Origin of the sequence: Pseudomonas sp. KBN10P06128, from assembly GCF_037574945.1 — a bacterium.
In the GTDB taxonomy this organism is placed as follows: domain Bacteria; phylum Pseudomonadota; class Gammaproteobacteria; order Pseudomonadales; family Pseudomonadaceae; genus Pseudomonas; species Pseudomonas aeruginosa.
This window is the reverse complement of record NZ_JBBELR010000001.1, coordinates 5,180,321-5,201,885: the sequence shown is the minus strand read 5'-3', so window position 1 is coordinate 5,201,885 and position 21,565 is coordinate 5,180,321. Positions and strand designations below refer to the sequence as shown.

Genomic DNA, 21,565 nt, shown 5'->3' with positions numbered 1-21,565 from the left:
CATGGCTGACGGATTACGCGTAGCCCTGGTCGCCGGCGAGGCCTCCGGCGACATCCTCGGGTCCGGACTGATGCAGGCGCTGCGGGCGCGGCACCCGGATATCGAGTTCATCGGCGTCGGTGGGCCGCGCATGGAGGCCGAAGGGCTGTCCAGCTATTTCCCCATGGAGCGCCTGTCGGTGATGGGCCTGGTCGAAGTACTGGGCCGGCTGCCGGAGTTGTTGCGACGGCGCAAGCGCCTGATCCGCACGCTCATCGAGGCCCGGCCGGATGTGATGATCGGCATCGACGCTCCCGACTTCACCCTCGGCGTCGAGCACAGGCTGCGCCAGGCTGGCCTGCGCACCGTGCATTACGTCAGCCCTTCGGTGTGGGCCTGGCGGCAGAAGCGGGTGCTGAAGATTCGCGAGGCCTGCGACCTGATGCTGGCATTGTTCCCCTTCGAAGCACGTTTCTACGAAGAGCATGGGGTGCCCGTGCGTTTCGTCGGCCACCCCCTGGCCAACACCATTCCCCTGCAGGCGGATCGCGCTGCGGCCCGCGCGCGGCTCGGATTGCCGGCGGACGGACAGGTGGTGGCGCTGATGCCGGGCAGTCGCGGCGGCGAGGTCGGCAAGCTCGGCGCGTTGTTCCTCGACACCGCCCAGCGCCTGCTCGTCGAACGGCCGGGCCTGCGTTTCGTGCTGCCCTGCGCCAGCGCTGCACGGCGCGAACAGATCGAGCAGATGCTCCAGGGCCGCGAGCCTCTGCCGCTGACGCTGCTCGACGGCGCTTCCCATGAAGCGTTGGCCGCCTGCGATGCGGTGCTGATCGCCTCCGGTACCGCGACCCTCGAGGCGCTGCTCTACAAGCGGCCCATGGTGGTGGCTTATCGGGTCGCCGGGCTGACGTACCGGATTCTCAAGCGCCTGGTGAAAAGCCCTTACATCTCCCTGCCGAACCTGCTGGCCGGGCGCCTGTTGGTGCCGGAACTGATCCAGGACGCCGCCACCCCGCAAGCGCTGGCCGCAACCCTCTCGCCGCTGCTGGACGACGGCTCGCAGCAGGTGGAATTCTTCGATGCCATCCATCGGGCCTTGCGCCAGGATGCTTCGGCACAGGCGGCGGAAGCCGTCCTGCAACTGGTGGAGCGCCGCTGATGCAACTGGGCCTGGATTTCAATCTGGTGGAGGATCTGGTCGCGGGCGTCGACGAGGTTGGTCGCGGTCCGTTGTGCGGTCCGGTGGTCACCGCCGCGGTGATTCTCGACCCGAGCCGCCCGATCCTCGGCCTGAACGACTCGAAGAAGCTCAGCGAAGCTCGTCGCGAGGCGCTGTTCGAAGAGATCCGCGAGAAGGCCCTGGCCTGGTGCATCGCCCGCGCCGAGGTCGAGGAGATCGACCGGCTGAACATTCTGCATGCCACCATGCTCGCCATGCAGCGCGCGGTCGAAGGCCTCAGCGTGACTCCGCGGCTGGCCCTGATCGACGGCAATCGCTGTCCGAAACTGGCGGTGCCCAGCGCGCCGGTGGTCAAGGGCGACAGCCAGGTACCGGCGATCGCCGCGGCGTCGATCCTGGCCAAGGTCAGTCGCGACCGGGAAATGGTCGAGCTGGACCGGGTCTATCCGGGCTATGGCATGGCCGGGCACAAGGGCTATCCGACCGCGGTCCATCTCGAGGCGCTTTCCCGTCTCGGCCCGACGCCGATCCATCGACGCTCGTTTGCTCCGGTTCGCGAATTGCTGGATGTCCCTGTTCAATAATTGAGCGGATGTCGCGTGACTGACCGTATCCGTCGCCTGGTGACAAGCGGTGAGCGGCGTCAATAGCGGAAAGTCCTGCCCCTTCCTGCCAGGTACCATTCACAGCGAAATTTCCTTCGGCTCGCACGTCATTCCGTGTGTGTCCGAAACACGCGGCCTTCTACCCGGGAGGTCGGCTGACAACAATCCGCCATAAGCGGAACAGGGGAGTTATCCATGCAAGAATTCGCCACTCAGGTCGTCGACCTGCTCAACGGCCTTATCTGGGGCAAGATCCTCATCTGGCTGCTGGTCGGTTGCGGCCTGTACTTCACTGTGCGCCTGGGATTGATCCAGTTCCGCCACTTCGGCCATACCTTCAGCGTGCTCAAGGGCAGCCGCCAGTCGGACGACTCGGGAATCTCCTCGTTCCAGGCGCTCTGCACCTCTCTGGCGGCGCGGGTCGGTACCGGCAACGTCGCCGGTGTGGCGGTAGCGATCACGCTCGGCGGTCCCGGCGCAGTGTTCTGGATGTGGGCGATCGCCCTGGTGGGGATGGCGACCGGCTTCGTCGAGGCGACCCTGGCCCAGTTGTTCAAGATTCGCGACGACAAGGGCCAGTTCCGTGGCGGCCCGGCCTACTACATGGAGAAGGGCCTGGGTGCGCGCTGGATGGGCATCCTGTTCTCGATCTTCCTGATCATCGCCTTCGGTTTCGTCTTCAACTCGGTGCAGGCCAATACCATCACCGGTGCCATGCAGGGCGCCTTCGGCGTGCCGACCTGGATCAGCGGCATCGCCGTGGTGATCCTCACCGCGTTGATCATCTTCGGCGGCCTGCGCTCCATCGCGCGCTTCTCCGAACTGGCGGTACCCTTCATGGCGGTGGCCTACCTGCTGCTGGCGGTGGGCATCATCCTGTTCAACCTCAGCGAACTGCCGGGCGTCCTGGCGATGGTGGTGAAGAGTGCCTTCGGCTGGCACGAGGCCGCCGCCGGCGGCATCGGCGCGGCGATCCTCAACGGCTTCAAGCGCGGCCTGTTCTCCAACGAAGCAGGCATGGGCTCGGCGCCCAACGCCGCCGCCTCGGCCACGCCCTATCCGCCGCACCCGGCGTCCCAGGGCTATGTGCAGATGGCCGGCGTGTTCATCGATACCCTGCTGATCTGCACCGCTTCCGCCGCCATCATCCTGCTGGCCGGACCGCAGGAAGGCGAGGGCATCATGCTGGTGCAGAATGCCCTGACCAGCCAGGTCGGCGACTGGGGCCGCTACTTCCTGGCGGTGATCATTTTGTTCTTCGCCTTCACCTCGATCGTCGCCAACTACTTCTATGCCGAGAACTGCCTGGTATTCCTCGAGCACAACCACCTGGCGGGTCTGTTGATCTTCCGCCTGATCGTGCTGGCGATGGTGATGTTCGGCGCGCTGGCTTCGCTGCCGTTCGTCTGGAACCTCGCCGACGTGTCGATGGGCCTGATGGCGATCACCAACCTGATCGCCATCCTGCTGCTGTCCAACCTCGCGATCAAGCTGGCCAAGGACTATAACGCCCAGCGCAAGGCCGGCAAGCTGCCGACCTTCGACGCCAGCCAGTTCCCTGAAGTCCAGCAGAAGCTCGAACCGGGCATCTGGGACGACCGCCGCGCCTGAGCGCGGGGCGGGCGACGTTTCTCGGCGCAGCCGAGGCGCATCGTCCGCTCTTGAACCTGTAGCTTTGCCACCGGGCCCGGTACAATCCGGGCCTTGTCGTTTTTGCGTTATTTCTGCTCCGGGGCCTTCATGACCGTATCCTTCGTTCACCTGCGTCTGCATACCGAATTCTCCCTGGTCGACGGCCTGGTCCGGGTCAAGCCCCTGGCCAAGGCAGTGGCAGGGCTGGGCATGCCGGCGGTGGCGGTCACCGACCAGAGCAACATGTGCTCGCTGGTGAAGTTCTACAAGACCGCCATGGGCGCCGGCATCAAGCCGATCTGCGGGGCCGACATCTGGCTCGCCAGCCGCGAGGAAGATGGCCCGCTCAGCCGCCTGAGCCTGCTGGCGATGAACGCGAAGGGCTATCGCAACCTCACCGAGCTGATTTCCCGCGGCTGGAGCGAAGGCCAGCGCAATGGCGAGATCATCATCGAGCGCGACTGGGTCAAGGAGGCGGCGGAAGGCCTGATCGCGCTGTCCGCGGCCAAGGAAGGCGAGATCGGCCACGCGCTGCTCGACGGCGAGGAGGCCAAGGCCGAGGCGCTGTTGCGCGAGTGGATGGAGGTGTTCCCCGAGCGCTTCTACGTCGAAGTGCAACGTACCAGCCGGGTCAACGACGAGGAGCACCTCCACGCGGCGGTGGCTCTGGCGTCACGCTGCAACGCGCCGCTGGTGGCGACCAACGACGTGCGCTTCATCAAGCAGGAAGACTTCGAGGCCCACGAGACCCGCGTCTGCATCGGCGAGGGGCGGACCCTCGACGATCCGCGGCGGCCGCGTACCTATTCGGACCAGCAATACCTGAAGTCGCCGGCGGAAATGGCCGAGCTGTTCAGCGACCTGCCGGAAGCGTTGGAAAACACCGTCGAGATCGCCAAGCGCTGCAACATCGAGGTGCAGCTGGGCAAGTACTTCCTGCCGGACTTCCCCACGCCCAATGGCATGGGCATCGACGACTACCTGCGGCACGCCTCCTTCGAAGGTCTCGAGGAGCGCCTGGAGGTGCTGTTGCCGAAGGACACCCCGGACTACGAGGCCAAGCGCCAGGTCTATGTCGACCGTCTGAACTTCGAACTCGATATCATCATCCAGATGGGTTTCCCCGGTTACTTCCTCATCGTGATGGACTTCATCAAGTGGGCGAAGAACAACGGCGTGCCGGTAGGCCCCGGGCGGGGCTCGGGCGCCGGCTCGCTGGTGGCCTACGTGCTGAAGATCACCGACCTCGATCCGCTGGCCTACGACCTGCTGTTCGAACGTTTCCTCAACCCGGAACGGATCTCCATGCCCGACTTCGACGTCGACTTCTGCATGGAGGGCCGCGACCGGGTGATCGACTACGTGGCCGACGCCTACGGGCGCAACGCGGTGAGCCAGATCATCACCTTCGGCACCATGGCGGCGAAGGCGGTGGTACGCGACGTGGCGCGGGTCCAGGGCAAGTCCTACGGTCTCGCCGACCGGCTGTCGAAGATGATTCCGTTCGAAGTCGGCATGACCCTGGATAAGGCCTACGAGCAGGAAGAAATGCTCCGCGACTTCCTCAAGAGCGACGAGGAAGCCGCCGAGATCTGGGAGATGGCCCTCAAGCTGGAAGGCATCACTCGCGGTACCGGCAAGCACGCCGGTGGCGTGGTGATCGCGCCGACCAAGCTGACCGACTTCTCGCCGATCGCCTGCGACGAGGAAGGCGGCGGCCTGGTGACCCAGTTCGACAAGGACGACGTGGAGGCGGCCGGCCTGGTGAAGTTCGACTTCCTCGGCCTGCGGACCCTGACCATCATCAAGTGGGCGATGGAGATCATCAACCGCGAGCAGGCCAAGAAGGGCCTGGAGCCGGTGAACATCGACTTCATCCCGCTGGACGACAAGCCGACCTATTCGCTGCTGCAGAAGGCCGAGACCACTGCGGTGTTCCAGCTCGAATCGCGCGGCATGAAGGAGCTGATCAAGAAGCTCAAGCCGGACTGCCTGGAAGACCTCATCGCACTGGTGGCGCTGTTCCGCCCGGGTCCTCTGCAGTCGGGCATGGTGGACGACTTCATCAACCGCAAGCACGGTCGCGCCGAGCTGTCCTATCCGCACCCCGATTACCAGTACGCCGGCCTGGAGCCGGTGCTCAAGCCCACCTACGGCATCATCCTGTACCAGGAACAGGTGATGCAGATCGCCCAGGTCATGGCCGGCTATACCCTCGGTGGCGCGGACATGCTGCGCCGGGCGATGGGCAAGAAGAAGCCCGAGGAAATGGCCAAGCAGCGCGGCGGTTTCATCGAGGGTTGCAAGAACAACGGCATCGATGCCGACCTCGCGGGCAACATCTTCGACCTGGTGGAAAAATTCGCCGGCTACGGCTTCAACAAGTCGCACTCGGCAGCCTACGGCCTGGTCTCCTACCAGACCGCCTGGCTGAAGACCCACTTCCCGGCGCCGTTCATGGCCGCGGTACTCACCGCGGATATGCAGAACACCGACAAGGTGGTGACGCTGATCGAAGAATGCCGGCACATGAAGCTGCGCATCGTGGCGCCGGACGTGAACAACTCCGAGTTCCGCTTCACCGTCGACGACGATGGCCGGATCGTCTATGGCCTGGGCGCGATCAAGGGCGTCGGCGAGGGGCCGGTGGAGGCGATCACCGAATGCCGCGCCGAAGGCGGGCCGTTCAACACCCTGTTCGACTTCTGCGACCGCGTCGACCTGAAACGCATCAACAAGCGCACCCTGGAAGCGCTGATCCGCGCCGGTGCGCTGGATCACCTGGGGCCGCACTACCACGACGAGCTAAAGGCCTACCAGGCTACCGTCGACCTCAACCGCGCCGTGCTGCTGGCGGCGATGGAGGAAGCGATCCAGGCCGCCGAGCAGACCGCGCGCAGCCACGACAGCGGGCACATGGACCTGTTCGGCGGAGTCTTCGCCGAGCCGGAGGCGGATGTCTACGCCAACCACCGCAAGGTCAAGGAGCTGACCCTCAAGGAACGCCTGAAGGGCGAGAAGGACACCCTCGGCCTGTACCTGACCGGCCATCCGATCGACGAGTACGAAGGCGAGGTGCGGCGCTTCGCCCGCCAGCGCATCGTCGAGCTGAAGCCGGCGCGCGATACCCAGACGGTGGCCGGGCTGATCGTCAACCTGCGGGTGATGAAGAACAAGAAGGGCGACAAGATGGGCTTCGTCACCCTTGATGACCGCTCCGGACGGATCGAGGCCTCGCTGTTCTCCGAAGCCTTCGCCGCGGCCCAGTCGCTGCTGCAGACCGATGCGCTGGTGGTGGTCGAGGGTGAGGTCAGCCAGGACGACTTCTCCGGCGGATTGCGCCTGCGCGCCAAGCGCGTGATGAGCCTGGAGGAGGCGCGTACCGGCCTGGCGGAGAGCCTGCGGATGAAGCTGCACGCCGACCTGTTGAAGGGCGACCGCCTGCGCTGGCTGGGCGAGCTGTTCAACCGCCATCGCGGTTCCTGCCCGATCACCCTGGACTACACCAGCGCCGACGCCAAGGCCCTGCTGCAGTTCGGCGAGAGCTGGCGGGTGGATCCGGCGGACGATCTGATCCAGGCATTGCGTGACCAGTTCGGGCGCGACAACGTCTTCCTCAATTATCGTTAATCGCGATGGGCGATAACGCCGTTGTTCCGCGCTCTGCGGCGGGAAAACGCGGATCGCCCTTGCTCCCGGCTCGACCCCTGGCGCCCGATCCCGTAAGGTAGGGCGCCAAACGGAAACGGCCCACTAGAATCTGCGCACGACGGAAGCCTATGAACCCGAACTTTCTTGATTTCGAACAGCCGATCGCCGACCTGCAAGCCAAGATCGAAGAGCTGCGCCTGGTGGGCAACGACAATGCGCTGAACATCAGCGACGAAATCTCGCGTCTGCAGGACAAGAGCAAGGCGCTCACCGAAAATATCTTCGGCAATCTGTCCAGTTGGCAGATCGCCCAGCTCGCGCGCCATCCCAAGCGTCCCTATACCCTCGACTACATCGGTTACCTGTTCAGCGATTTCGAGGAACTGCACGGCGACCGGCATTTCGCCGACGACCCGGCGATCGTCGGCGGCGTTGCCCGCCTCGACGGTTTCCCGGTGATGGTCATCGGCCACCAGAAAGGCCGCGAAGTCCGTGAGAAGGTCCGGCGCAACTTCGGCATGCCGCGTCCGGAAGGCTATCGCAAGGCCTGCCGCCTGATGGAAATGGCCGAACGCTTCAAGATGCCGATCCTCACCTTCATCGACACGCCCGGCGCCTACCCGGGGATCGATGCCGAGGAGCGCGGCCAGAGCGAGGCGATCGCCTGGAACCTGCGGGTGATGGCGCGACTGAAGACGCCGATCATCGCCACCGTGATCGGCGAGGGCGGTTCCGGCGGCGCGCTGGCCATCGGTGTCTGCGACCAGTTGAACATGCTGCAATACTCCACCTATTCGGTGATCTCGCCGGAAGGCTGCGCCTCCATCCTCTGGAAGACCGCCGAGAAGGCGCCGGAAGCCGCAGAGGCCATGGGCATCACCGCCGAGCGCCTGAAAGGCCTGGGCATCGTTGACAAGGTCATCGACGAACCGCTGGGCGGCGCCCATCGCGATCCGGCGAGCATGGCCGAATCGATCCGTGGCGAACTGCTGGCGCAACTGAAGATGCTCCAGGGCCTGGAAATGGGTGAGTTGCTGGAGCGTCGTTACGACCGCCTGATGAGCTACGGCGCGCCGTAAACCATCCGGCGCACTGGTACGATCGACAAGCCCGGCATTCGCCGGGCTTGTCGCATGAGGAGCGCAAGCATGCCGGCGGTGCCGCTCGAATCCCGTCTGTTACAGGCCCTGGCGCCCTGGCGCGAAGCGGGGGGCTGGTGCGTGGCGTTTTCCGGCGGGCTGGATTCCACGGTGTTGCTGTATCTGCTCGCCCAGTTGGCCCGGAGCGAAGCCTTGCCGGCGCTGTCGGCGCTGCATGTCCACCATGGCTTGCAGGCTGCGGCGGACGGTTGGCCGGCGCACTGCCAGGCGGTCTGCCGGTCGCTGGGTATCCCGCTGCGGGTCGAGCGGGTGCAGGTCGCCGTTGGCGGCAGCATCGAGCAGGCGGCGCGCGACGCCCGCTATCGCGCATTCCAGGCGAGCCTGGGCGAGGGACAGGTGCTGCTCACCGCGCAGCACCTCGACGACCAGGCCGAGACCCTGCTGTTCCGCCTGTTGCGTGGAGCGGGCCTGCGCGGCCTGGCGGCGATGCCGGCGAGCCGGCCGCTGGGCGGCGGCCGCCTGTGCCGACCCTTGCTCGGGGTTTCCCGCGCCGAACTGGAAGCCTATGCGCAGGCGCACCGGCTGGACTGGGTGGAGGATCCTTCCAACCAGGATCCGCGCTTCTCGCGCAACTACCTGCGCCGGGAGATCATGCCGCGTCTCGCCTCCCACTGGCCGCAGGCCGTCGCCGGCATGGCGCGCTGCGCGGCGCATCTGCGCGAGGCCGAAGACCTGCTGGCTGAACTGGCCGCCATCGACCTCCGGGCCTGCCGCCAACCCTCGGAACTGGATTGGCCGGACTGGCTGGATCTGCCCCGGATCGCCCTGGAGCCTCTGCGCCGCCTCAGCGCTGCGCGCCAGCGCAACCTGCTGCGGGCCTGGCTGGGACAGCTGACGCGGTTGCCGGACAGCGACCACTGGGCCGGCTGGGAGTCGTTGCGCGATGCCGGCGACGATGCCGACCCGATCTGGCGCCTGGAGAGCGGCGAGTTGCGTCGCGGCGCGGGGCGGATCTGGTGGTTGCCGGCGGACTGGCGTGCAGCGGCGGGACCGTTCGTCTGGGAGCGTCCCGCTCATCCATTGCTTCTTCCCGGCAATGGCCGGCTGGCGTTGCTCGGCGAGGTTCCGGCGGGACCGTTGCGCGTCGACTACCGGCGGGGTGGGGAGGTGCTGGCCCTGGCCGGGCGCGGTCGCCGCGACCTCAAGCGATTGCTCAACGAAGCGGGCGTACCGAGCTTCCTGCGCGGTCGTTTGCCGCTGCTCTTCCGAGCCGACGAACTGCTCGCGGTGGCCAACATTCCTGGCCTGGACAGTCCCCGCGAGGGGGGCTGGCGACTGTCCTGGAGCCCGCCGACGAACGACCCGGGTTTGAGCTAGTAAGCCGTTTCCAGTAGACTACGCTCCCGTCTTGTACTGCTCCCGCCGATTCCCTCCGGAATCAGCAGGAGTTTGCTTTGCCCACGGATTTGTCCGTGGCGGGAGCTGGCCTCCCTTCTCCGAATCCCCGGCGGTTGATCCCGCCTAAACGCTGACTTCTAGGGTTTTTCATGACGCGCTACATCTTCGTCACGGGTGGTGTTGTTTCTTCATTGGGGAAAGGCATCGCTTCGGCTTCTCTGGCTGCGATCTTGGAAGCGCGTGGCCTGAAGATCACGATGCTCAAGCTGGACCCTTACATCAACGTGGACCCGGGCACCATGAGCCCGTTCCAGCACGGTGAGGTCTTCGTGACCCAGGACGGCGCCGAGACCGACCTGGACCTGGGCCATTACGAGCGCTTCGTTCGTACCACCATGACCCAGAACAACAACTTCACCACCGGCCGCGTCTACATGGACGTGTTGCGCAAGGAGCGCCGCGGCGACTACCTGGGCGCCACCGTGCAGGTGATCCCGCACATCACCGACGAGATCAAGCGGCGCATCATCAAGGGCGCCGGCGATGCCGACGTCGCCCTGGTGGAGATCGGTGGCACCGTCGGCGACATCGAGTCGCAGCCGTTCCTCGAGGCGATCCGCCAGCTGCGCGTCGAGATCGGCGCCAAGCGCGCGATGCTGATGCACCTGACCCTGGTCCCGTACATCGCCACCGCCGGCGAGACCAAGACCAAGCCGACCCAGCACTCGGTCAAGGAGCTGCGCTCCATCGGCCTGCAACCGGACGTGCTGGTCTGCCGTTCCGACCACCCGATCGACGTCTCCTCGCGGCGCAAGATCGCGCTCTTCACCAACGTCGAGGAGCGCGCGGTGATCGCCCTGGAAGACGTCGACACCATCTACCGCATCCCGTCGGTGCTGCATGCCCAGGGCCTGGACGACATCGTCGTCGAGCGCTTCGGCCTGGAGTGCGGGCAGGCCGACCTGTCCGAATGGGACCGCGTGGTCGATGCCAAGCTCAACCCCGAGCGTGAAGTCACCATCGCCATGGTCGGCAAGTACATGGAACTGCTGGACGCGTACAAGTCGCTGATCGAGGCGATGACCCACGCCGGCATCCAGAGCCGCACCAAGGTCAACCTGCGCTACATCGACTCCGAAGACATCGAGCAGCAGGGCACCAGCCTGCTGGAAGGCGTCGACGCCATCCTGGTCCCGGGCGGCTTCGGCCTGCGCGGCGTGGAAGGCAAGATCAGCACCGTGCAGTACGCCCGCGAGAACAAGATCCCCTACCTGGGCATCTGCCTGGGCATGCAGGTCGCGGTCATCGAATACGCCCGCAACGTGCTCGGCTGGAGCGACGCCAACTCCACCGAGTTCGACAAGTCCAGCGGCCATCCGGTGGTCGGCCTGATCACCGAATGGCAGGACGCGACCGGCGCCACCGAGATCCGCACCGAAGCTTCCGACCTGGGCGGCACCATGCGCCTGGGCGCCCAGGAGTGCCAGCTGCAGACCGGCACCCTGGTGCACGACTGCTATGCCAAGGACGTGATCGTCGAGCGCCATCGCCATCGCTACGAAGTGAACAACAACCTGCTGCCGCAACTGGAACAGGCCGGCCTGAAGATTTCCGGCCGCTCCGGCGACGGCGCCCTGGTGGAAGTGGTCGAGGCCCCGGAGCATCCGTGGTTCGTTGCCTGCCAGTTCCACCCGGAATTCACCTCCACACCGCGTGATGGCCACCCGCTGTTCAGCGGTTTCGTCAACGCCGCGCTGAAATATTCCGGGAAGGCCTGAGCATGGCACAGAAGATCGTTCGCGTCGGCGATATCCAGATCGGCAACGACCTGCCGTTCGTGCTGTTCGGCGGCATGAACGTGCTGGAGTCGCGCGACCTGGCCATGCAGGTCTGCGAAGAATACGTACGGGTTACCGAGAAACTCGGTATCCCCTATGTGTTCAAGGCCAGCTTCGACAAGGCCAACCGTTCCTCGATCCACTCGTTCCGTGGCCCGGGCCTGGAAGAGGGAATGAAGATCTTCGAAGAGATCAAGAAGACCTTCAAGGTGCCGGTCATCACCGATGTCCACGAGCCGTTCCAGGCCCAGCCGGTGGCCGAGGTCTGCGACATCATCCAGCTGCCGGCCTTCCTCTCGCGGCAGACCGACCTGGTGGTGGCGATGGCCAGGACCAACGCGGTGATCAATATCAAGAAGGCCCAGTTCCTCGCGCCCCAGGAGATGAAGCATATCCTGACCAAGTGCGAGGAAGCCGGTAACGACCGCCTGATCCTCTGCGAGCGCGGCTCCTCCTTCGGTTACAACAACCTGGTGGTCGACATGCTCGGCTTCGGCATCATGAAGCAGTTCGAGTACCCGGTATTCTTCGACGTCACCCACGCCCTGCAGATGCCCGGCGGTCGCGCGGACTCCGCCGGCGGCCGGCGCGCCCAGGTCACCGACCTGGCCAAGGCCGGGCTCAGCCAGAAGCTCGCCGGGCTGTTCCTCGAGGCCCATCCGGACCCCGAGCACGCCAAGTGCGACGGTCCGTGCGCGCTGCGCCTGAACAAACTCGAAGCCTTCCTGTCCCAGCTCAAGCAACTGGACGAGCTGATCAAGAGCTTTCCTGCAATCGAGACTGCCTAGTCTCCTCAGACCGCCCCGTTCATTCACTTCGGAGTGTTAACAAGAATGGCAAAGATCGTCGACATCAAGGGCCGTGAGGTCCTGGACTCCCGCGGCAACCCTACCGTTGAAGCGGACGTGATCCTGGACAACGGCATCGTCGGCAGCGCCTGCGCGCCTTCCGGTGCTTCCACCGGTTCCCGCGAGGCCCTCGAGCTGCGCGATGGCGACAAGAGCCGTTACCTGGGCAAGGGCGTGCTGAAAGCCGTGGCCAACATCAACGGCCCGATCCGCGACCTGCTGCTGGGCAAGGACGCGGCCGACCAGAAAGCCCTCGACCACGCGATGATCGAGCTGGACGGCACCGAGAACAAGGCCAAGCTGGGCGCCAACGCGATCCTCGCGGTGTCCCTGGCTGCCGCCAAGGCCGCCGCACAGGCCAAGGGCGTACCGCTGTACGCGCACATCGCCGACCTCAACGGCACCCCCGGCCAGTACTCCATGCCGGTGCCGATGATGAACATCATCAACGGCGGCGAGCATGCGGACAACAACGTCGATATCCAGGAATTCATGGTCCAGCCGGTCGGTGCGAAGAACTTCGCCGAGGCGCTGCGCATGGGCGCCGAGATCTTCCATCACCTCAAGGCCGTGCTGAAGGCCCGTGGCCTGAACACTGCCGTCGGTGACGAAGGCGGCTTCGCGCCGAACCTGTCGTCCAACGAAGATGCCCTGGCCGCCATCGCCGAGGCCGTCGAGAAGGCCGGCTACAAGCTGGGCGACGACGTGACCCTGGCCCTGGACTGCGCCTCCAGCGAGTTCTTCAAGGACGGCAAGTACGACCTGGAAGGCGAAGGCAAGGTATTCGACGCCGCCGGTTTCGCCGACTACCTGGCCGGCCTGACCCAGCGCTACCCGATCATCTCCATCGAGGACGGCATGGACGAGTCCGACTGGGCCGGCTGGAAAGGCCTGACCGACAAGATCGGCGCCAAGGTCCAACTGGTCGGCGACGACCTGTTCGTGACCAACACCAAGATCCTCAAGGAAGGCATCGAGAAGGGCATCGGCAATTCGATCCTGATCAAGTTCAACCAGATCGGTTCGCTCACCGAGACCCTGGAGGCCATCCAGATGGCCAAGGCCGCCGGCTATACCGCGGTGATCTCGCACCGCTCCGGCGAAACCGAGGACTCGACCATCGCCGACCTGGCCGTGGGTACCGCCGCCGGTCAGATCAAGACCGGTTCGCTTTGCCGCTCCGACCGCGTGTCCAAGTACAACCAGTTGCTGCGCATCGAAGAGCAACTGGGCGCCAAGGCGCCGTACCGTGGTCGCGCGGAATTCCGCGGCTGAGCCTAGTCTGGTACGGTGAAGGGGTGGCAAGAGCCACCCCTTTTCTTCTCAAGGAGTTCGAGGCTTGAGGTTACGTAGCCCCTACTGGCTGTTCGTGGTGCTGACCCTGGCGCTGGCGGGCCTGCAATATCGCCTGTGGGTCGGCGATGGCAGCCTGGCGCAGGTGCGCGACCTGCAGAAGCAGATCGCCGACCAGCATGGCGAGAACGAGCGCCTGCTGGAGCGCAACCGGATTCTCGAAGCCGAAGTCGCCGAGCTGAAGAAAGGCACCGAGACCGTCGAGGAGCGTGCGCGGCACGAGCTCGGCATGGTCAAGGACGGCGAAACCCTCTACCAGCTCGCCAAGTGAGCTGACGACCCTTCTCCCGATGACGACTTCCGACCTTCCCGCCTTCTGGACGGTGATCCCCGCCGCCGGCGTGGGTTCGCGCATGCGCGCCGACCGCCCGAAGCAATATCTCGATCTTGCCGGTCGCACCGTGATCGAGCGCACCCTCGATTGTTTCCTCGAACACCCGATGCTCAGGGGCCTGGTGGTCTGCCTGGCCGAGGACGATCCCTACTGGCCCGGGCTGGACTGCGCCGCCAGCCGGCATGTGCAGCGCGCCGCCGGGGGCGCCGAGCGCGCCGGCTCGGTGTTGAACGGCTTGCTGCGCCTGCTGGAGTTGGGGGCACAGGCCGACGACTGGGTGCTGGTGCATGACGCCGCGCGGCCGAACCTGACCCGCGGCGACCTCGACCGCCTGCTCGAAGAACTCGCCGAAGATCCGGTCGGCGGGCTGCTGGCGGTGCCGGCGAGGGACACCCTCAAGCGCTCCGACCGCGACGGCCGGGTCAGCGAAACCATCGACCGCTCGGTGGTCTGGCTGGCCTATACGCCGCAGATGTTCCGCCTCGGCGCCCTGCACCGGGCGCTGGCCGATGCGTTGGTGGCCGGCGTGGCGATCACCGACGAGGCTTCGGCGATGGAGTGGGCCGGCTATGCGCCGAAGCTGGTGGAAGGGCGCGCCGACAACCTGAAAATCACCACCCCGGAAGACCTGCTGCGCCTGCAGCGCAGTTTTCCGCACTGAACCCTGGCACAAGAAAGCCGACCCGAGGGTCGGCTTTCTTGTCGTTGCAGGCTCGCTCGTTCAGCTTTCCAGCGGCACCTCTATGAGGAAGCGGAACAGCGCGCCATGCTGCTCCACCGCCAGGCATTTGTAGCCCTGGCGCTGGGTATCTTCGGGAATCCCGTGGACCGATTGCGAGCAGTCGGTGACCACTTCCAGGCGTTCGCCCGGCTGCATGGTCGCCAGGGTTTCCAGGGTGGCGATGGCGTTGTACGGGCAATGTTCGCCGCGCAGGTCAAGCGACAGGGTCGGTTTGTCGGTCTGGCTCATGGTTCGGTTTCCGCGGTCGGGTGAATCGGGAGGCGTTCAGTTGCACCAGCAGCAGGCACAGGGCCAGGCCGGCGAAGGTCAATAGCAGGCCGTTGCCGGGCCCGAAGCTTTCCAGCAGGTTGAGCTTGGGATAGGGCAGGGCGAGGCGGGTGCCCAACTGGTCCCAAAAGACCGCCACCAGGGTTCCGCCGATGACGTTGCCGATGCCGACCACCCAGAAGTGCACCTGGCCTTCCATCGAACGGTACATCCAGCCGGTCTCGCAACCGCCGGCGAGGACGATGCCGATGCCGAAGAGAATGCCGCCGATGATCGCATTCGGGCCCATCCAGAAGATCTTCGGCGCGACGCCCAGGCGGATCGCGGCGAAGGTACCGATGCAGGCGGCCGCCATGCCGAGCAGGATGCCGAAGGCGGCGCGGGTCCGGCCGGTGGTCCAGAGGTCCCGTGCGGCGCTGGTGAAGCAGATCTGCGCGCGCTCGATCAGGCCGCCGAACAGCAGGCCAAACAGGCAGGCCATGCCCAGCACCAGCGATACCTCGAAGCGCCAGGCGGCGAACAGCGCGGCGAGCGCCAGCACCGCCAGGCCCAGGCGGGCCTGCAGGCGTGTGCGTCGGGCCAGGCTTTCGGCGTCGGGCAGGGCGCTGGCCGTGGCGCCGACTTTCAGCGGCGTGCGCAGGAACGGCAGCAGGCTGATCTTCACGCCGATCCAGGCGCCGCCGACGGTGGCGAACATGAAGGCCCAGGCGTGCAGGGAAAACATCGGGATACCGGTGAAGAACGCCGCCAGGTTGCAGCCCATCGCCAGGCGCGCGCCGAAGCCGGCGACGATACCGCCGACCAGGCCCTGCAGCAGGCGGCGTTTGCTGGTCGGCCAGCGCAGGCTGACGTTGCCGGCCCAGAGGGCGCAGCACAGGGCGCCGAGGAACATGCCGATGATCATCACTCCGTCGATCCGGTCCAGCGGCGTGCCTTGAAGGCCGATCAGCCTGAAGTAGCTCCAGTCCTGTGGCTGGTAGCCGAACCAGGACAGCACGTGGCCGCCCCAGCGGGTGAATTCGCCGGTCACCGCCCAGAAGGTGCCGGTGAGCGCGAAGTAGTAGGCGGAGGCGACGCCGAGGGCGACCAGCGCCGGCAGCGGCGACCAGAACCTCACCAGGTAGCGTTGGCGAAACGCATTCAGGGCAGACATGCGACTTCCTTGAATCGATAGCGGGTGGAGCGGGAAACCGCCAAGTCTATCGCAGCGGCGAAACGCCTTACTGCTTCAGCGCAGGTTTTTCTCCCCGGCGAGTCCCGGATGGGATTGCGCCAGGCCTTCCTTGAGATAGTCCACCAGTTGCCGGACTTTCGGCGACAGGTGCCGCTGCTGCGGGTACAGCGCCCATACCGCGGTATTCGGCGGCTGGTGGCCTTCCAGCAGGGAGACCAGGCGGCCGCTGCGCAGATGCTCGATCACATAGTAGTCAGGCAACTGGCACAGGCCGAAGCCGCGCAGGGCGGCGTCGAGCACCGCCTGGCCGCTGTTGCAGCGCCAGTTGCCCTGGACCCGGTGCTGGGTTTCCCGGCCGTCCTCGAGGAAGCTCCACAGGTCGCTGCTGCCGATCAGGCAATTGAACTGGCCGAGTTCCGTCGGCGACTGCGGAGTACCGTGGCGGCGCAGGTATTCCGGGGTGGCGCAGAGGTACATGAGGCGTGGCGCCAACCGTGTGGCGACCAATCGCGAATCGCTCAGGCGGCCGAGGCGGATGGCCAGGTCGAAGCCCTCGTGGAGCAGGTCCAGTTGGCGGTTGGACAGCTCGATGTCGACCCGCAGTTGCGGATAGTCGGCCATGAAGGCATTCACCAGCGGCACGATGAAACGTTCGCCGTAGGCCACCGCGCAGGTCATGCGCAGCAGGCCCTTGGGCTCCGCGGAGAGGTCGCTGACCGCGCGCAGGGCTTCGTCGCGGGCGTCCTGCAGGCGCTGGCAATGTTGCAGGAAGGTCTGTCCGGCTTCGCTCAGCGACACTCGCCGGGTGCTGCGGTAGAGCAGGCGGGTCTGCAGGCGCTCCTCCAGGCGGGCGACCTGGCGGCTGATGTGCGACGAGGAAACGCCCATGCGTTCGGCTGCCGCGGTGAACTGCCCGGTTTCGGCGACAGCGACGAATTCGTCGAGTCCTTCCCAGCGATTCATCTGGATTGTCCCTGTATGGCAATAATGTTTTGATTATTGCCTGATTATTCCTTGAAACGCGGTTTTCTACACTTTCCGTTTCAGTGGGTCGCTTAGCGGCCCGCCGGCTTCCATCGTTCAGGAGTTCCCAGATGATCAAGTCCCGTGCCGCCGTCGCCTTCGCCCCCAACAAGCCGTTGGAAATCGTCGAGGTGGATGTGGCGCCGCCGCAGAAGGGCGAGGTACTGGTGCGCATCGTCGCCACCGGCGTCTGCCATACCGACGCGTACACCCTGTCCGGCCAGGATTCCGAGGGGGTGTTCCCGTGCATTCTGGGCCACGAAGGTGGCGGCATCGTCGAAGCGGTGGGCGAGGGCGTGACCTCCCTGCAGGTGGGCGACCATGTCATCCCGCTGTACACCGCCGAGTGCGGCAAGTGCAAATTCTGCCTGTCCGGCAAGACCAACCTCTGCCAGGCCGTGCGCGCCACCCAGGGCAAGGGCCTGATGCCCGACGGCACCAGCCGTTTCTCCTACAAGGGCGAGCCGGTCTTCCACTACATGGGCTGCTCGACCTTCTCCGAATACACCGTGCTGCCGGAAATCTCCCTGGCGAAGATTCCCAAGGACGCGCCGCTGGAGAAGGTCTGCCTGCTTGGTTGCGGCGTCACCACCGGGATCGGCGCCGTGCTGAATACCGCCAAGGTGGAAGAGGGCGCTACCGTTGCCATCTTCGGCCTGGGCGGTATCGGCCTGGCGGCGATCATCGGGGCGAAGATGGCCAAGGCCGCGCGCATCATCGCGGTCGACATCAACCCGGGCAAGTTCGACATCGCCAGGGAGCTGGGCGCCACCGACTTCATCAATCCGAAGGACTACGACAAGCCGATCCAGGACGTCATCGTCGAACTGACCGATGGCGGCGTCGACTACTCCTTCGAGTGCGTCGGCAACGTGCAGTTGATGCGCGCCGCGCTGGAATGCTGCCACAAGGGCTGGGGCGAGTCGGTGATCATCGGTGTCGCCGGCGCCGGCCAGGAAATCAGCACCCGGCCGTTCCAACTGGTCACCGGCCGCGTCTGGCGCGGTTCGGCGTTCGGCGGGGTGCGCGGGCGCAGCGAGTTGCCGAGCTATGTCGAGAAGGCGCAGAAGGGCGAGATCCCGCTGGATACCTTCATCACCCACACCATGGGGCTGGAGGACATCAACGAGGCCTTCGAGCTGATGCACGAAGGCAAGAGCATCCGCACCGTCATTCATTACTGACAAGCCGTCGCGGCGGGCCCTGCGGCTCGCCACGACCGTTTCACGGAGGTCACGTGAAGGATTCCCTCGAACTGATCGGCAGCCAGAAGTCCTTCGGCGGCTGGCACCAGCGTTACCGTCATTTTTCCCGGACCCTGAACTGCGAGATGGTCTTCGCCATCTACCTGCCGCCCCAGGCCGAGCCGGAGGCGGCGCTGCCGGCCCTGTACTGGCTGTCCGGGCTGACCTGTACCGACGAGAACTTCATGCAGAAGGCCGGTGCCCAGCGGGTCGCCGCCGAACTGGGATTGGTACTGGTGGCGCCGGATACCAGCCCGCGCGGCAGCGGTGTCCCCGGCGATCCCGACGGCGCCTGGGACTTCGGCCTGGGCGCAGGCTTCTACCTGAACGCCACGCAGGAGCCCTGGGCCGCGCACTACCGCATGCACGACTACGTGGTGCACGAGTTGCCGGCGCTGATCGAGGCGCATTTCCCGGTGTCCCGGCGGCGCGGCATCAGCGGGCACTCGATGGGTGGGCATGGCGCGCTGGTCTGCGCGCTGCGCAACCCGGGGCGCTACCTGTCGCTGTCGGCCTTCGCGCCGATCTGCCATCCGAGCGATTGCCCCTGGGGCCAGAAGGCATTCTCTCGCTACCTGGGCGAGGACCCGGCGGCCTGGCGCGAGTGGGATGCCTGTGCGTTGCTCGAGGGTGCGTCCGAACGCTTGCCGATCCTGGTCGACCAGGGCGAGCGCGACGACTTCCTCGCCGTCCAGCTCAAGCCGGAAGCGCTGCGCAATGCGGCGGACAAGGCCGGCCACCCGCTGGAGCTGCGTCTGCAACCAGGCTACGACCACAGCTACTACTTCATCGCCAGTTTCATCGAGGATCACCTGCGCCACCATGCCCAGGTTCTCAACGGTTGATCCGCGATACCTGAAGCCTGCCCCGATCCGGGGTAGAATCACGCCCTGATTCCAACCAGGGCGTTTTTTCATGCGAATTGGCCATGGCTACGACGTGCATCGCTTCGGCGAGGGCGACTTCATCACCCTCGGCGGCGTGCGCATTCCCCACAAACATGGGCTGGTCGCCCACTCCGACGGCGACGTGCTGCTGCACGCCTTGTCCGATGCGCTGCTCGGCGCGGCGGCGCTGGGCGACATCGGCAAGCACTTCCCGGACACCGACCCGCGGTTCAAGGGCGCCGACAGTCGCGCGCTGCTGCGACACGTGGTCGCCATCGTCGCCGAGAAGGGCTGGAAGGTCGGCAACGTCGACGCCACCATCGTCGCCCAGGCACCGAAGATGGCGCCGCACATCGAAACCATGCGCGGGTCGATCGCCGAGGACCTCGGCGTCGCGGTCGACCAGGTCAACGTCAAGGCCACCACTACCGAGCGGCTAGGTTTCACCGGACGCGAAGAGGGCATTGCTGTACATGCGGTCGCTTTGCTGATGGCCCGATGAGCGTTCTCGGCGAACTCGACCTGCTCGGGCCGCGCGCCCATGGGGCAGCCTGCGGCGAGGCGGTGCTCAAGGCCGTGGCCGAGGACTTCCAGGTCGACGAGGTGCTGGACATTCCCCTCAGCGGTGAAGGCGAGCACCTCTGGTTGTGGGTGGAAAAGCGCGGATTGAACACCGAGGAGGCGGCCCGTCGCCTCGGCCGCGCCGCCGGCGTGCAGCAGAAGAACGTCAGCTACGCCGGGTTGAAGGACCGCCAGGCCCTGACCCGGCAATGGTTCAGCCTGCACCTGCCGGGCAAGGCCGATCCCGACCTGGGCGCAGCCGAGGGCGCGGACCTGCGGATTCTTCGCCGCACCCGTCATTCGCGCAAGTTGCAGCGAGGCGCGCATGCCGCCAACGGCTTCACCCTGCGTCTGACCGGGCTGCGGGCGGAGCGTGCCCTTCTCGACGCGCGCTTGGAACGTATCGCCGCGGACGGCGTGCCCAACTATTTCGGCCTGCAACGCTTCGGCCACGGCGGCGGCAACCTGGTCGACGCGCGCAGTTGCGCGGAACAGGACCTGCTGCCGGCGAACCGCAACCTGCGTTCGCGCTTCCTTTCCGCCGGGCGCAGCTACCTGTTCAACCGCCTGCTCGCCGAGCGGGTCGCGGAGGGTAGCTGGAACCGGGCAGCGGTTGGCGACCTGCTGGCCTTCACCGACAGCCGCAGCTTTTTCCTCGCTGGCGAGGAAGAATGCCGCGATGCCCGTCTGGCCGCCCTCGACCTGCACCCCACCGGACCGCTCTGGGGCGAGGGCGATCCGCCGAGCGGCGCCGGCGTCCTCGACCGCGAGCTGGCCCTGGCCGGGAGCGAGCCGGCGCTCTGCCGCTGGCTGGCGAAGGCGGGCATGGCGCACGAACGGCGCATCCTGCGGCTCCCCATCCAGGGGCTGGCGTGGCATTATCCCGAACCTGATGTTCTGCAACTGGAATTCGTCCTGCCGGCCGGTTGTTTCGCCACCGTAGTGGTGCGTGAAATCCTCGACCTGGTACCGACAGGGCAGACGGAAAACCCATGCGCATACTGATTGCCAACGACGACGGGGTGACCGCACCCGGTATCGCCGCGCTTTACGACGCGCTGGCGGATCATGCCGATTGCGTAGTGATCGCCCCCGACCAGGACAAGAGCGGCGCCAGCAGTTCCCTGACGCTGGACCGCCCGCTGCACCCGCAGCGCCTGGACAACGGATTCATCAGCCTCAACGGCACGCCGACCGACTGCGTGCACCTGGGCCTGAACGGCTTGCTGGAGGAATTGCCGGACATGGTGGTCTCGGGTATCAACCTGGGCGCCAACCTCGGCGATGACGTCCTCTATTCCGGTACCGTGGCGGCGGCCATCGAAGGGCGCTTCCTGAAGGGGCCGGCCTTCGCCTTCTCGCTGGTCTCGCGGTTGACGGACAACCTGCCCACCGCCATGCACTTCGCCCGCCTGCTGGTCTCCGCCCACGAGCGCCTGGCCGTGCCGCCGCGTACCGTGCTCAACGTCAATATCCCGAACCTGCCGCTGGATCGCGTACGCGGTATCCAACTGACCCGCCTCGGGCACCGCGCCCGTGCCGCCGCACCGGTGAAGGTGGTCAATCCGCGCGGCAAGGAAGGCTACTGGATCGCTGCGGCCGGCGATGCCGAGGATGGCGGGCCGGGGACGGATTTCCACGCGGTCATGCAAGGCTACGTGTCGATCACCCCGTTGCAGCTGGACCGCACCTTCCACGAAGCCTTCGGCGGCCTCGACGAGTGGCTGGGAGGACTGACGTGATGTCCGA

19 protein-coding genes are annotated in these 21,565 nt (G+C 66.0%); 16 read left to right on the top strand and 3 right to left on the bottom strand.

Annotated elements, in window-relative coordinates:
- Window position 1 precedes the first annotated feature (1 nt).
- The 11 genes from lpxB to ispD all read left to right on the top strand — a co-directional run bounded on the left by lpxB (window position 2) and on the right by ispD (window position 14,579).
- Window positions 2–1,138 carry a lipid-A-disaccharide synthase gene (gene lpxB / locus VQ065_RS24290; RefSeq protein ID WP_003092372.1) on the top strand — a complete coding sequence of 379 codons (1,137 nt, stop codon included), beginning with the start codon at window positions 2–4 and terminating at the stop codon, window positions 1,136–1,138.
- Window positions 1,138–1,743 carry a ribonuclease HII gene (gene rnhB / locus VQ065_RS24285; RefSeq protein ID WP_003092371.1) on the top strand — a complete coding sequence of 202 codons (606 nt, stop codon included), beginning with the start codon at window positions 1,138–1,140 and terminating at the stop codon, window positions 1,741–1,743. The genes lpxB and rnhB overlap by 1 nt, the downstream gene beginning before the upstream one ends.
- A gap of 216 nt (window positions 1,744–1,959) precedes the next feature.
- The gene (locus VQ065_RS24280) at window positions 1,960–3,375 is read left to right on the top strand and encodes an alanine/glycine:cation symporter family protein (RefSeq protein WP_003092370.1); all 1,416 of its coding nucleotides are present in this window, start codon (window positions 1,960–1,962) and stop codon (window positions 3,373–3,375) included.
- Window positions 3,376–3,504: 129 nt separating this feature from the next.
- The gene (gene dnaE / locus VQ065_RS24275; RefSeq protein ID WP_340080476.1) at window positions 3,505–7,026 is read left to right on the top strand and encodes a DNA polymerase III subunit alpha; all 3,522 of its coding nucleotides are present in this window, start codon (window positions 3,505–3,507) and stop codon (window positions 7,024–7,026) included.
- A gap of 149 nt (window positions 7,027–7,175) precedes the next feature.
- Window positions 7,176–8,126: an acetyl-CoA carboxylase carboxyl transferase subunit alpha gene (gene accA / locus VQ065_RS24270; protein ID WP_003092368.1), complete on the top strand. Its 951-nt coding sequence runs from the start codon at window positions 7,176–7,178 to the stop codon at window positions 8,124–8,126.
- Between the two features lie 69 nt (window positions 8,127–8,195).
- Complete coding sequence (gene tilS / locus VQ065_RS24265; RefSeq protein WP_014603976.1) at window positions 8,196–9,524, top strand: tRNA lysidine(34) synthetase TilS; 1,329 nt, start codon at window positions 8,196–8,198, stop codon at window positions 9,522–9,524.
- 170 nt (window positions 9,525–9,694) lie between these two features.
- The gene (locus VQ065_RS24260) at window positions 9,695–11,323 is read left to right on the top strand and encodes a CTP synthase (protein WP_003092366.1); all 1,629 of its coding nucleotides are present in this window, start codon (window positions 9,695–9,697) and stop codon (window positions 11,321–11,323) included.
- 2 nt (window positions 11,324–11,325) lie between these two features.
- On the top strand, window positions 11,326–12,171 hold the full coding sequence (gene kdsA / locus VQ065_RS24255) for a 3-deoxy-8-phosphooctulonate synthase (protein WP_003092365.1): 846 nt from the start codon (window positions 11,326–11,328) through the stop codon (window positions 12,169–12,171).
- Window positions 12,172–12,216: 45 nt separating this feature from the next.
- The gene (eno, locus tag VQ065_RS24250; protein ID WP_003092364.1) at window positions 12,217–13,506 is read left to right on the top strand and encodes a phosphopyruvate hydratase; all 1,290 of its coding nucleotides are present in this window, start codon (window positions 12,217–12,219) and stop codon (window positions 13,504–13,506) included.
- A gap of 64 nt (window positions 13,507–13,570) precedes the next feature.
- Window positions 13,571–13,855: a cell division protein FtsB gene (ftsB, locus tag VQ065_RS24245; RefSeq protein WP_003092362.1), complete on the top strand. Its 285-nt coding sequence runs from the start codon at window positions 13,571–13,573 to the stop codon at window positions 13,853–13,855.
- 19 nt (window positions 13,856–13,874) lie between these two features.
- A complete protein-coding gene (gene ispD, locus VQ065_RS24240; protein WP_003092359.1) occupies window positions 13,875–14,579 on the top strand; it encodes a 2-C-methyl-D-erythritol 4-phosphate cytidylyltransferase in 705 nt (234 codons plus the stop codon).
- A 60-nt stretch (window positions 14,580–14,639) separates the two neighbouring features.
- Here the strand turns inward: ispD and yedF are convergent, their stop codons facing one another.
- The 3 genes from yedF to gfnR form a co-directional block, all read right to left on the bottom strand.
- The gene (yedF, locus tag VQ065_RS24235) at window positions 14,640–14,888 is read right to left on the bottom strand and encodes a sulfurtransferase-like selenium metabolism protein YedF (RefSeq protein ID WP_003092358.1); all 249 of its coding nucleotides are present in this window, start codon (window positions 14,886–14,888) and stop codon (window positions 14,640–14,642) included.
- On the bottom strand, window positions 14,854–16,080 hold the full coding sequence (gene yedE, locus VQ065_RS24230; RefSeq protein WP_003092355.1) for a selenium metabolism membrane protein YedE/FdhT: 1,227 nt from the start codon (window positions 16,078–16,080) through the stop codon (window positions 14,854–14,856). Before yedE ends, yedF begins: the two co-directional genes overlap by 35 nt.
- A gap of 75 nt (window positions 16,081–16,155) precedes the next feature.
- A complete protein-coding gene (gfnR, locus tag VQ065_RS24225; protein WP_003092354.1) occupies window positions 16,156–17,064 on the bottom strand; it encodes a glutathione-dependent formaldehyde neutralization regulator in 909 nt (302 codons plus the stop codon).
- A gap of 131 nt (window positions 17,065–17,195) precedes the next feature.
- On the opposite strand from gfnR, the gene VQ065_RS24220 reads away from it, so the two are divergent.
- The 5 genes from VQ065_RS24220 (at window position 17,196) to surE (ending at window position 21,558) form a co-directional block, all read left to right on the top strand.
- Window positions 17,196–18,308 (top strand): S-(hydroxymethyl)glutathione dehydrogenase/class III alcohol dehydrogenase, encoded by a 1,113-nt coding sequence (locus VQ065_RS24220; protein ID WP_003092351.1) that lies wholly within the window; start codon window positions 17,196–17,198, stop codon window positions 18,306–18,308.
- A gap of 53 nt (window positions 18,309–18,361) precedes the next feature.
- Window positions 18,362–19,213 (top strand): S-formylglutathione hydrolase, encoded by an 852-nt coding sequence (fghA, locus tag VQ065_RS24215; RefSeq protein ID WP_003092349.1) that lies wholly within the window; start codon window positions 18,362–18,364, stop codon window positions 19,211–19,213.
- A gap of 70 nt (window positions 19,214–19,283) precedes the next feature.
- On the top strand, window positions 19,284–19,757 hold the full coding sequence (gene ispF / locus VQ065_RS24210; protein WP_003092346.1) for a 2-C-methyl-D-erythritol 2,4-cyclodiphosphate synthase: 474 nt from the start codon (window positions 19,284–19,286) through the stop codon (window positions 19,755–19,757).
- Complete coding sequence (gene truD, locus VQ065_RS24205; protein ID WP_003092343.1) at window positions 19,754–20,821, top strand: tRNA pseudouridine(13) synthase TruD; 1,068 nt, start codon at window positions 19,754–19,756, stop codon at window positions 20,819–20,821. Before ispF ends, truD begins: the two co-directional genes overlap by 4 nt.
- Window positions 20,809–21,558, top strand: coding sequence for a 5'/3'-nucleotidase SurE (surE, locus tag VQ065_RS24200; protein WP_003092341.1), 750 nt, complete (start codon window positions 20,809–20,811; stop codon window positions 21,556–21,558). Before truD ends, surE begins: the two co-directional genes overlap by 13 nt.
- Window positions 21,559–21,565 lie beyond the last annotated feature (7 nt).

Excerpts from the sequence above, each read along its gene's own strand:
- surE (WP_003092341.1), top strand. The coding sequence starts at position 20,809 with ATGCGCATACTGATTGCCAACGACGACGGGGTGACCGCACCCGGTATC.
- tilS (WP_014603976.1), top strand. The coding sequence starts at position 8,196 with ATGCCGGCGGTGCCGCTCGAATCCCGTCTGTTACAGGCCCTGGCGCCC.
- VQ065_RS24260 (WP_003092366.1), top strand. The coding sequence starts at position 9,695 with ATGACGCGCTACATCTTCGTCACGGGTGGTGTTGTTTCTTCATTGGGG.
- VQ065_RS24220 (WP_003092351.1), top strand. The coding sequence starts at position 17,196 with ATGATCAAGTCCCGTGCCGCCGTCGCCTTCGCCCCCAACAAGCCGTTG.
- eno (WP_003092364.1), top strand. The coding sequence starts at position 12,217 with ATGGCAAAGATCGTCGACATCAAGGGCCGTGAGGTCCTGGACTCCCGC.
- rnhB (WP_003092371.1), top strand. The coding sequence starts at position 1,138 with ATGCAACTGGGCCTGGATTTCAATCTGGTGGAGGATCTGGTCGCGGGC.
- kdsA (WP_003092365.1), top strand. The coding sequence starts at position 11,326 with ATGGCACAGAAGATCGTTCGCGTCGGCGATATCCAGATCGGCAACGAC.
- ispF (WP_003092346.1), top strand. The coding sequence starts at position 19,284 with ATGCGAATTGGCCATGGCTACGACGTGCATCGCTTCGGCGAGGGCGAC.
- accA (WP_003092368.1), top strand. The coding sequence starts at position 7,176 with ATGAACCCGAACTTTCTTGATTTCGAACAGCCGATCGCCGACCTGCAA.
- yedF (WP_003092358.1), bottom strand. The coding sequence starts at position 14,888 with ATGAGCCAGACCGACAAACCGACCCTGTCGCTTGACCTGCGCGGCGAA.
- dnaE (WP_340080476.1), top strand. The coding sequence starts at position 3,505 with ATGACCGTATCCTTCGTTCACCTGCGTCTGCATACCGAATTCTCCCTG.
- gfnR (WP_003092354.1), bottom strand. The coding sequence starts at position 17,064 with ATGAATCGCTGGGAAGGACTCGACGAATTCGTCGCTGTCGCCGAAACC.
- lpxB (WP_003092372.1), top strand. The coding sequence starts at position 2 with ATGGCTGACGGATTACGCGTAGCCCTGGTCGCCGGCGAGGCCTCCGGC.
- VQ065_RS24280 (WP_003092370.1), top strand. The coding sequence starts at position 1,960 with ATGCAAGAATTCGCCACTCAGGTCGTCGACCTGCTCAACGGCCTTATC.
- ispD (WP_003092359.1), top strand. The coding sequence starts at position 13,875 with ATGACGACTTCCGACCTTCCCGCCTTCTGGACGGTGATCCCCGCCGCC.
- truD (WP_003092343.1), top strand. The coding sequence starts at position 19,754 with ATGAGCGTTCTCGGCGAACTCGACCTGCTCGGGCCGCGCGCCCATGGG.
- yedE (WP_003092355.1), bottom strand. The coding sequence starts at position 16,080 with ATGTCTGCCCTGAATGCGTTTCGCCAACGCTACCTGGTGAGGTTCTGG.